The organism is Streptomyces sp. NPDC050703 (assembly GCF_040654435.1).
GTDB lineage: Bacteria > Actinomycetota > Actinomycetes > Streptomycetales > Streptomycetaceae > Streptomyces.
Window position 1 is genome coordinate 241,246 of record NZ_JBFAHX010000008.1, and the last position, 9,388, is coordinate 250,633.

Annotated in this window: 11 protein-coding genes, 1 tRNA gene and 1 riboswitch; of the genes, 6 read left to right on the forward strand and 6 right to left on the reverse strand. The window is 70.2% G+C overall.

The features are described 5' to 3' along the window. The first annotated feature begins 92 nt into the window (after positions 1-92). The gene (locus tag AB0I16_RS11110; protein ID WP_363249011.1) at positions 93-2,594 is read left to right on the forward strand and encodes a transglycosylase domain-containing protein; all 2,502 of its coding nucleotides are present in this window, start codon (positions 93-95) and stop codon (positions 2,592-2,594) included. Positions 2,595-2,612: 18 nt separating this feature from the next. On the opposite strand, the gene AB0I16_RS11115 is transcribed toward AB0I16_RS11110, so the two are convergent. The 3 genes from AB0I16_RS11115 to AB0I16_RS11125 form a co-directional block, all read right to left on the reverse strand. Then, positions 2,613-2,933, reverse strand: coding sequence for a multidrug efflux SMR transporter (locus AB0I16_RS11115; RefSeq protein WP_363249012.1), 321 nt, complete (start codon positions 2,931-2,933; stop codon positions 2,613-2,615). A gap of 48 nt (positions 2,934-2,981) precedes the next feature. Next, a riboswitch (guanidine-III (ykkC-III) riboswitch) is annotated at positions 2,982-3,047 on the reverse strand. Between the two features lie 49 nt (positions 3,048-3,096). Then, positions 3,097-3,441, reverse strand: coding sequence for a co-chaperone GroES (locus AB0I16_RS11120; protein ID WP_062776278.1), 345 nt, complete (start codon positions 3,439-3,441; stop codon positions 3,097-3,099). A gap of 53 nt (positions 3,442-3,494) precedes the next feature. Further along, positions 3,495-3,821, reverse strand: a complete 327-nt coding sequence (locus AB0I16_RS11125; RefSeq protein ID WP_363249013.1) for a DUF3618 domain-containing protein — start codon at positions 3,819-3,821, stop codon at positions 3,495-3,497. Positions 3,822-4,021: 200 nt separating this feature from the next. Between AB0I16_RS11125 and bcp the strand changes: the two genes are divergently transcribed. From bcp to AB0I16_RS11150, 5 genes are all read left to right on the forward strand, one after another. Next, a complete protein-coding gene (gene bcp, locus AB0I16_RS11130; protein ID WP_363249014.1) occupies positions 4,022-4,489 on the forward strand; it encodes a thioredoxin-dependent thiol peroxidase in 468 nt (155 codons plus the stop codon). A 140-nt stretch (positions 4,490-4,629) separates the two neighbouring features. Continuing rightward, complete coding sequence (proP, locus tag AB0I16_RS11135; RefSeq protein WP_363249015.1) at positions 4,630-6,126, forward strand: glycine betaine/L-proline transporter ProP; 1,497 nt, start codon at positions 4,630-4,632, stop codon at positions 6,124-6,126. Between the two features lie 174 nt (positions 6,127-6,300). Further along, positions 6,301-6,921 carry an HNH endonuclease signature motif containing protein gene (locus AB0I16_RS11140; RefSeq protein WP_363249016.1) on the forward strand — a complete coding sequence of 207 codons (621 nt, stop codon included), beginning with the start codon at positions 6,301-6,303 and terminating at the stop codon, positions 6,919-6,921. Then, positions 6,918-7,760 (forward strand): HNH endonuclease, encoded by an 843-nt coding sequence (locus tag AB0I16_RS11145; RefSeq protein WP_363249017.1) that lies wholly within the window; start codon positions 6,918-6,920, stop codon positions 7,758-7,760. Before AB0I16_RS11140 ends, AB0I16_RS11145 begins: the two co-directional genes overlap by 4 nt. 12 nt (positions 7,761-7,772) lie before the next feature. Continuing rightward, positions 7,773-7,847 (forward strand) — tRNA-Leu (locus AB0I16_RS11150). Between the two features lie 51 nt (positions 7,848-7,898). Here AB0I16_RS11150 and rdgB read toward each other — a convergent pair. The 3 genes from rdgB to AB0I16_RS11165 all read right to left on the reverse strand — a co-directional run. Beyond that, a complete protein-coding gene (gene rdgB, locus AB0I16_RS11155) occupies positions 7,899-8,501 on the reverse strand; it encodes an RdgB/HAM1 family non-canonical purine NTP pyrophosphatase (RefSeq protein ID WP_062776334.1) in 603 nt (200 codons plus the stop codon). 42 nt (positions 8,502-8,543) lie between these two features. Then, positions 8,544-8,939 carry a hypothetical protein gene (locus tag AB0I16_RS11160; protein WP_363249019.1) on the reverse strand — a complete coding sequence of 132 codons (396 nt, stop codon included), beginning with the start codon at positions 8,937-8,939 and terminating at the stop codon, positions 8,544-8,546. Positions 8,940-9,071: 132 nt separating this feature from the next. Next, positions 9,072-9,388 (reverse strand): integrase core domain-containing protein (locus AB0I16_RS11165; RefSeq protein WP_363249020.1); only part of this gene is annotated, 317 nt, incomplete at its 5' end.

The following is a 9,388-nucleotide window of genomic DNA, read 5'->3' on the forward strand; positions in this document are numbered from 1 at the left end:
GTGCCTTGGTCACCGGCGGGTGTGACGGCAGTGTGCAATGGGGTGTACGAGGCGTACTGGACGTACGACGCTAACCGGGAGTTCCGCGAGACATGAGCGACGAGCCGCAGCGGCAGGGCCCTGAGGGGCGCCAGGGCTGGGCGCCCAGGGAGCCCGACGACAAGCCGTCGGGCGCCCCCGAGGGCACGGCAGCCGACGGCGGGAGCGGCGGCGAGGACGGTGGCGAGGGCGGTGACAAGGGCGGCGGCGAGGGCGGCGGCAAGGGCAAGAAGCCCAAGCGGCCCAAGCGCACGGGGTGGCGGCGGATCATCCCCACCTGGCGCATGGTCCTCGGCGGCTTCATCCTCGTCGTCCTGCTGGTCGTGGGCGCCTTCATGACCGGCTACTTCCTGGTCGAGATCCCCCCGGCCAACGCCGCGGCCACCAAGCAGAGCAACGTCTACCTCTACGCCGACGGCACCGAGATCGCCCGCGACGGCAAGGTCAACCGCGAGAACGTGCAGCTCAAGCAGGTCCCTCTCACCGTGCAGCACACCGTGCTCGCCGCCGAGGACCGCGACTTCTACAGCGAGTCCGCCGTCGACCCCAAGGCGATGATCCGCGCGGCCTTCAACACCGTCACCGGCAAGGGCAAGCAGTCCGGCTCCACGATCACCCAGCAGTACGTGAAGAACTACTACCTCGGCCAGGAGCAGACGGTCACCCGCAAGGCCAAGGAGTTCTTCATCTCCATCAAGCTGGACCGCGAGGTGAGCAAGGACGACATCCTCTCCGGCTACCTCAACACCAGCTACTTCGGCCGCAACGCCTACGGCATCCAGGCCGCGGCCCAGGCGTACTACGGCAAGGACGTCAAGAAGCTCACCACCGCCGAGGGCGCCTACCTCGCCACGCTCCTCAACTCCCCCAACGCCTACGACGTCGCCACCCACCCCGAGAACAAGGGGCGCGCGACGGGGCGCTGGAACTACGTCCTGGACGGCATGGTCGGGCAGGGCTGGCTGAGCGAGTCCGAGCGGGCGCGCATGAAGTTCCCGATGCCCGACGAGGCCAAGGGCGCCACGGGCCTGTCGGGGCAGCGCGGCTACGTCGTCAAGGCCGTCGAGGACTACCTCACCGACAACGAGATCGTCGACGAGGACCGGCTCGCCAGGGGCGGCTACCGCATCACCACGACGCTCCAGAAGGACCGCCAGGACGCCTTCAAGAAGGCCGTCGACGACCAGGTGATGTCAAAGATCGACAAGGACGCCCGCAAGGTCGACCGCAACGTGCGCGCGGGCGGCGCCTCCATCGACCCCGCCACCGGCAAGGTCGTCGCGATGTACGGCGGCATCGACTACACCAAGCAGTACGTGAACAACGCCACGCGCCGCGACTACCAGGTCGGCTCCACGTTCAAGCCGTTCGTCTTCACCTCCGCGGTGGAGAACGGCTCGGTCACCCAGGACGGCCGCACCATCACCCCCAACACCGTCTACGACGGCACGAACAAGCGTCCGGTGCAGGGCTGGAGCGGCGGCGCGTACGCCCCCGAGAACGAGGACCAGGTCTCCTACGGCCAGACCACCGTCCGCGAGGCCACCGACAAGTCGGTGAACTCGGTGTACGCCCAGATGGCCGTCGACGTCGGCTCCGACAAGGTCAAGAAGACCGCCATCGCCCTCGGCGTCCCCGAGAACACCCCCGACCTCACGGCGTCCCCGTCGATCGCGCTCGGCCCGTCCACCGCGAGCGTCCTGGACATGACCGAGGCGTACGCGACCCTCGCCAACCACGGCGAGCACGGCACCTACACGATGGTCGAGGAGATCAGCAAGGACGGCGAGCGGATCGCGCTGCCGGACCGGGACGCCACCGAGCAGGCCGTGTCCCGCGAGGCCGCCGACACCACCACGTCCATCCTGCGGAGCGTCGTCGAGGGCGGCACCGGCACGGCCGCCCAGGGCGCGGGCCGCCCCGCCGCGGGCAAGACGGGCACCGCCGAGAACGACACGGCGGCCTGGTTCGCCGGCTACACCCCCGACCTCGCCACCGTCGTCGCCGTCATGGGCCAGAACCCCGACACGGGCGCGCACACCCCGCTGTACGGGGCGCTCGGCGAGGCCCGCATCAACGGCGGCGGCTACCCGGCCCGCATCTGGGCGCAGTTCACCAAGGACGCCCTGGAGGGCAAGCCGGTCAAGGACTTCGACCTGGAGGTCGAGGAGGGCGCGGACCAGCCCCAGCCGCCCGACCCGACGGCCACGGACGACACCGAGGAACCGGACACCGGCGGAGAGCCCACCGACGGCGGCCCCACGGACGGCGGTACGGCGGACGGCGGCCAGGACGACGACGGCGGCACCACCGACGGGGGGCCCACCGACGGCGGCCCCACGGACGGGGGACCCACCGACGGCGGCCAGACCGGCGACCCGACGGGCGGCCAGACCGACGGCGGCCCCCCGACGGCCGGCGGCGCGACCGACGGCGGCACGGCCGACGGGGGCGCCGCACAGGGCGGCCCGGTCAACGGCGGCACGGGCCCGGGGGAGACGGCCTCCGAGGGCGGCGCGACGGACGCGGGCGCCATCGGAGGCATCGACCCGTAGCGGGCCGCCGGTGACCGGCTAGTGGCCCGAGGTCGCCTTGAGACCGACCACGGCGACGAGCAGCAGGCAGACGAAGAAGATCCGGGCGGCGGTGACCGGCTCACCGAGCACCACCATGCCGAGCACCGCCGCACCGGCGGCTCCGATGCCGACCCACACGCCGTACGCCGTACCGATCGGCAGCGACTTCGCCGCGTACGACAGCAGCACCATGCTGGCGACGATGCCCGCACCGGTGGCGAGGCTCGGCCAGAGCCGGGTGAATCCCTCGGTGTACTTCATCCCGATCGACCAGCCCACTTCGAGCAGACCGGCGACGATCAACAGAACCCAGGCCATGACGGCACCTCCGACGAGTACGGACGCCGCGGGGCGTCCACTGATGGGGGTGCGTCGTCTTTGCTTGACCCGGTACGGCGCGTCTCGTCGGGTATCTCCAAGGTAGCAAACCGCACGTCGAAGGGGCCGGTGACGATGGTCACCGGCCCCTCTCCACAGGTCCCTACAGGTACAGCCCCGTGGTGTCCTCGGAGCCCTCGAACCGGTCCGCGGCGACGGCGTGCAGGTCACGCTCGCGCATCAGGACGTAGGCGACGCCCCGCACCTCGACCTCGGCGCGGTCCTCCGGGTCGTACAGGACGCGGTCGCCCGGTTCGACCGTGCGGACGTTCTGCCCGACCGCGACCACCTCGGCCCACGCGAGCCGCCGGCCCACGGCCGCCGTCGCGGGAATCAGGATGCCGCCGCCGGAGCGGCGCTCGCCCTCGCTGGTGTCCTGCCGCACGAGCACGCGGTCGTGCAGCATGCGGATGGGCAGCTTGTCGTCGTGATGGGTCTTTGCGCTCACGCCCCGAACCTACCTGCCCCGGCGGCCCCTGTGGCCCCCGGGTGGCCGGTGGATCAGCGGCCGCGCCGCCGCGAGCTCACGACGAGGAGCCCCACGAGGCCCACGGCCACCAGGGCCACCGGGACGATCCGCTCGATGCGGGGCGAACCGTCCGCCGAGACGAGCTGGCCCCGCACGTCGGAGACGAATCGGTTCGCCCCCACGTACGCCCGGCCGAGTGAGTTGTCCACGCTCGCCGCGACCTTCGCCTTCGCGTCGCCGACGATCGTCTTCGGGTGGACACGCACCCCGATCTCGTCGAGCGTATCGGCGAGCTGGTCGCGCCGGCGCTTGATGTCCGCCTCGATCTGCGCAGGGGTCCTGGCATCAGCATCCGACACCGCGCTGCCTCCGTCGTGGTCGTATCGGTCGTTCCGGTCGGTCGTCCGCTCACGTTCTCGAAACGGTGAACGTCATCTGTCCCACAGTCTGTCAGCTCCGGGCCCACCGCACCCCACGGCACCCCTATTACGCTCGACTCCGTTCACCCCACCTGTTGCGAAGCACCCCGTTGCGAAGCACCCCCGCGAGGAGACCGAAGATGAGCGAGCGACTGCAGCCCGGCGACACCGCCCCCGCCTTCACCCTGCCCGACGCCGACGGCAACGACGTCTCCCTGGCCGACCACGAGGGCCGCAAGGTCATCGTCTACTTCTACCCGGCCGCGCTCACCCCCGGCTGCACGAAGCAGGCCTGCGACTTCACCGACAACCTCGACGCGCTGGCCGCCGCGGGCTACGACGTCATCGGCGTGTCGCCGGACAGGCCGGAGAAGCTCGCGAAGTTCCGCGAGAAGGAGAACCTCAAGGTCACCCTGGTCGGCGACCCCTCCAAGGAGACCCTTGAGGCGTACGGCGCCTTCGGCGAGAAGAAGCTGTACGGCAAGACGGTGACCGGCGTCATCCGCTCCACCGTGGTCGTCGACGAACAGGGCAAGGTCGAGCACGCGTTCTACAACGTGAAGGCGACCGGACACGTGGCGAAGATCATCAGGGACCTCGGCGTGTAGGACGGCCCCGGCGCCGGCGCCCCGTATACCCGCTGGACTGTGACAAAGGCCCCCCTCACGGGGGGCTTTCGTTTGCGTCGGCGATGTTCGAGCAAGTGATCCATGGGGGAGCTTGCCCGAAGAACGAAAGGAACCACTCCATGACGGCCCACGAAGCGACCGAGGCCGATCACGAAGCGGTCAGACGTCACCGCACGCTGTTCCGGGCCGTGAAACGCCGCAAGAACCCGCCGCTCCGGCGCACCGACATCACGGTCACGGACGAGGCGGCGGTCAAGCGGGCGGTCAAAGCGGCCTCGCTCGGCAACGCCATGGAATGGTTCGACTTCGGCATCTACAGCTACCTGGCCGTCACCATCGGCCACGTGTTCTTCCCGTCCGGGAACGACACGGTCCAGCTGATCTCGTCCTTCGCGACCTTCGCGGTCTCGTTCCTCGTGCGCCCCATCGGCGGCATGGTCTTCGGACCCATGGGCGACAAGATCGGCCGCAAGAAGGTCCTCGCCCTGACCATGATCATGATGGCCATCGGCACCCTCGCCATCGGCCTGATCCCGTCCTACTCCACCATCGGCTTCTGGGCCCCGGTCCTGCTGATCTTCTTCCGCCTGGTGCAGGGCTTCTCGACGGGCGGCGAGTACGGCGGCGCCTCCACGTTCATCGCCGAGTACGCCCCGGACAAGCGGCGCGGCTACTTCGGCAGCTTCCTGGAACTCGGCACGCTCGCCGGCTACACCGGCGCGGCCGGCCTGGTCCTGATCCTCAACTCCGCGCTCGGCTCCGACACCATGGAGTCCTGGGGCTGGCGCGTCCCCTTCCTCGTGGCGGGACCGCTCGGCCTCGTCGGCCTCTACCTGCGGCTGAAGCTCGACGAGACGCCCGCGTTCCAGAAGATGGAGGACCAGACCTACCACTCCGCCACCGAGGGCGCGTCCACCGTGGAGACCACGGCCAAGGGCGACCTCGCGAAGATCTTCCGCCAGTACTGGCCGACGCTGATCCTCTGCATCGCGCTGGTCGGCGCGTACAACATCACCGACTACATGCTGCTGTCGTACATGCCGACGTACCTCTCGGACGAGCTCGGCTACGACGACTCGCACGGGCTGCTCATCCTCATCGGCACCATGATCGTCCTGATGCTGATCATCAGCCAGGTGGGGAGGCTGTCGGACCGCTTCGGCCGCAAGCCCCTGCTCATGACGGGCATGGTGGGCTTCCTGGTCCTCTCCCTGCCGGCGTTCCTGCTCATCCAGCAGGGCAGCCTGGTGGCGGTCTCCGGCGGCATGCTCCTCCTCGGCCTCTCCCTGGTCTGCCTCCTCGGCACGATGTCGGCGACGCTCCCGGCCCTCTTCCCCACCTCGGTCCGCTACGGCTCCCTCTCCGTCGGCTACAACCTCTCCGCCTCCCTCTTCGGCGGCACGGCTCCCCTGGTGATCACGTCCCTGATCAGCGTCACGGGGACGGACATGGTCCCGGCGTACTACTCGATGGCGGCGGCCCTCGTCGGCATCATCGCGGTCGCCTGCATGAAGGAGACGGCCCAGAAGCCGCTGTCGGGGTCACCGCCGTCGGTCGAGACGAAGGAGGAGGCCGCGGAAATGGTCGAGGCCCAGTCCCCGTCCCCCAGGTTCTGACTCCTCCCCTCCCCCCGAGCCCTCCCTCTGAGGCCCGCCCCTCTTCCCCCGCGGCCCGCCCCTCTTGCTCCGGCAAGCGGGGCGGGCCGCTCCGCATATCGGGCGTGACGGTCCGATTGTCGGGTCGTTACTCCGTCTGGGGCTGCGAACGGGTGGCCGGACGGGAGGGATGACATGTCGGTGCGCTACACCCGCGAACTGCTGGAGGAAGCAGCTCGGGAGACGGGGTCGTGGGACGAGGCGGTGCGGTGGTGCGGGGGTGAGCCGACCCCCGGAAGCCGACGCCATGTGCGCCGGAGAATGGCCGCGGAGGGCATCGACACCTCCCACTTTCCTGGTCAGTGGGTCCGCCACACCGAGCAGCGACTTCGGGAGGCCGTCGCTCGCTCCTCCAGCATCAAGCAAGTCGTGCGCGACCTCGGGATCAGCAATGTCGGCGGGAATCACGCGCACATCGGCCGCCGGATCGCCTCCCTCGGCATCGATGTCTCGCACTTCGGCCCGCCGCCCCGAAGGCCCCAGGGGGCGCTGGGCCCCGTACTGGCCCTGAGATCCCCGGACGACGGCAGGATTCCCGGCACGCGGCTGCGCCGGGCACTGCTCGGGGCAGGCGTGCCCGAGGCCTGCGCGGACTGCGGGATCGGCCCGATGTGGAACGGCGGGCCGCTGCGGCTGGAGGTCGACCACATCAACGGGGACTGGTGGGACAACCGGCAGGAGAATCTGCGCCTGCTCTGCCCCAACTGCCATGCCGTGACCGACACCTACCGCGGGCGAAAGCGGCGAGCGACGTGAGCCGGGTCAAGTACCCGCGCGAGACACTGGCCCGCGTAGCCCCCTCGTGTACGAGCCTGGTGGACCTCATGCGCCGCCTCGGGGCGCCGATGGGCGCGGGCCCCCGCCGGTATCTGCGCGACCGCCTGGTGCACTACGGGATCGACACGACGCACTTCAACGACGAGCCGCTGCCGGAGCGCCCCGCCCGGTCGTACTCGAAGGAGGTTCTGACGGCTGCCGCCGCCCGCTCCTCCAGCGTCCGGGAGATGTTCCTCCACATGGGCATTCCACCGGAGGACGGCCCGTACGGGCACGTCTGGAAGAAGCTTGAGCGGTTCGGGATCGACACGAGCCACTTCGTCCGGCGCGGAACGCAGGGCGTCGACAACCTCTTCCCGCGTGCGGAACTCGCGGAGGCCGTCGCCGGGTCCCGCGGTCTGGCCGGAGTGCTGAGGGCGTTGGGCTGCGCTCCGTTCAGTGGCGCCTCGCGCGCCAAGGCCGTGCGCAGCATCGAGGCCCACGGTCTGTCGACCGCCCACTTCGTCGGGCAAGGGCACAACGCCGGACGTCCTGGAGCCAACCGAATAGGCGCCGAGGACATCTTGGTCCGCCGGTCCCCGGGCGCGGCGCGCACCAGAACCACCCTGCTGCGACGCGCCCTCGACGACGTCGGCGTACCACGCGTGTGCGGGGCCTGTGGCCTGGGTGAGACGTGGCGGAACAGACGTCTCGTCCTGGAGATCGACCATGTGAACGGCGACCGGCTGGACAACCGCCGGAGCAATCTCAGATACCTGTGCCCCTCCTGTCACAGCCAGACGAAGACCTTCTCGAACGGCCGGCGTCCGGCACAGTAGAGTGACCCAGCGGGGCCCGTACCCCAGCAGGCTAGAGGGCGCCGGTTTAGGTCCGGTGTGTCGTGGGTTCGAGTCCCACCGGGCCCACGCGAGAAGAGGGCGCGACGCACGGCGTCGCGCCCTGAACAATGCCCGGCCTCAGCCCAGCAGCTCCCGCACCACCGGCACGAGCGCCCGGAACGCCTCCCCGCGATGGCTGATCGCGTTCTTCTCCGCGGCCGAGAGCTCCGCGCACGTGCGGGTCTCGCCGTCCGGCTGGAGGATCGGGTCGTAGCCGAAGCCGCCGGAGCCCGCGGGGGCCGTGCGGAGGGTGCCGCGGAGGCGGCCCTCGACCACGCGTTCCGTGCCGTCGGGGAGCGCGAGGGCCGCCGCGCAGGCGAAGTGGGCCGCGCGGTGCGGTGCCGCGATGTCGCCGAGCTGGGCGAGGAGCAGCTCCAGGTTGGCGGCGTCGTCGCCGTGGCGTCCCGCCCAGCGGGCGGAGAAGATGCCGGGGGCTCCGCCGAGGACGTCCACGCAGAGCCCGGAGTCGTCGGCGACGGCGGGCAGCCCGGTGGCCCGGGCGAGGGCGTGCGCCTTGAGCAGGGCGTTCTCGGCGAAGGTGACGCCGGTTTCCTTGACGTCGGGGATCTCGGGGTAGGCGTCGGCGCCGACGAGCTCGTGCGGGAGCCCCGCGTCGGCGAGGATCGCCCGCAGTTCGGTGATCTTGCCGGCGTTACGGGTGGCGAGGATGAGGCGGGTCATGGCGTCCAGTATCCCCACCACCCGATCACGGGTGCGGCGGCACTACGGCGTGCAAACCTTCGTCAGCTCCCCCGCCGCGTCCGTGACGGGGCTGACGTCCGGTGTGGCGTCGCCGTTCTCGATGGCCTCGCGGACGTTGTCGACGGCCTTGTCGAGGTCGTCGACGGCCTTGGTGACGTCGGTGTCGTCGGTCTTGTCACCGATCTTGTCGAGGTTCTTGCCGATGTCGTCGAGGGCGCGGTCCGCCTCGGCGGGGTTGTCGGCCGCGTTCTCGGCGGCCTGCTGCAGGTCGGTGACGCTGTCGGCGATCACGTCCGCGGTCTGGACGCAGTCCATGGCCTTCGAGACGGCGTCGCAGCCGACGAGGCCGACGCCGGCCGGTACGACGATGAGGGCTGTGGCGACAGCGGTGGCGATACGACGGTGGCGCGCGGCCATGGTTCGGTCCCTCCCCAGGGTACGGACGAGCGCACGGTTCTGCCCGTGCGCCCGTACTCGTAAGAACGTACTGCGAGGAGGTTTTGGTTGCCTCGTGTGGCCGACGTCGTCCGGCTTCGCCCGCGGGGGTGGCTAGATGTATTGACCCGCAGGGTTGTTGACGCGGTTGATGGGCGGGTGTCCGCCCAGTGCGGTGTGGCAGCGGTGGTGGTTGTAGGTGTGGAGGAAGTCTGCCAGGGCTGCGGTCCGCTCTGTGTTGCTGGTGTAGGGCCGCAGGTAGGCCCACTCCTCCAGCAGGGTGCGGTTGAAGCGTTCGACCTTGCCGTTGGTCTGCGGGCGGTAGGGTCGGATCTTCTTGTGGGTGATGCCGGCCGCGGCCAGGGTCTGGGTGAACAGCTTGGACTTGTAGCAGGAGCCGTTGTCGGTCAGGACCCGCTCGACGGTGATGC

Excerpts from the sequence above, each read along its gene's own strand:
- AB0I16_RS11110 (WP_363249011.1), top strand. The coding sequence starts at position 93 with ATGAGCGACGAGCCGCAGCGGCAGGGCCCTGAGGGGCGCCAGGGCTGG.
- AB0I16_RS11115 (WP_363249012.1), bottom strand. The coding sequence starts at position 2,933 with ATGGCCTGGGTTCTGTTGATCGTCGCCGGTCTGCTCGAAGTGGGCTGG.
- rdgB (WP_062776334.1), bottom strand. The coding sequence starts at position 8,501 with ATGACCCGCCTCATCCTCGCCACCCGTAACGCCGGCAAGATCACCGAA.
- AB0I16_RS11140 (WP_363249016.1), top strand. The coding sequence starts at position 6,301 with ATGTCGGTGCGCTACACCCGCGAACTGCTGGAGGAAGCAGCTCGGGAG.
- bcp (WP_363249014.1), top strand. The coding sequence starts at position 4,022 with ATGAGCGAGCGACTGCAGCCCGGCGACACCGCCCCCGCCTTCACCCTG.
- AB0I16_RS11160 (WP_363249019.1), bottom strand. The coding sequence starts at position 8,939 with ATGGCCGCGCGCCACCGTCGTATCGCCACCGCTGTCGCCACAGCCCTC.
- proP (WP_363249015.1), top strand. The coding sequence starts at position 4,630 with ATGACGGCCCACGAAGCGACCGAGGCCGATCACGAAGCGGTCAGACGT.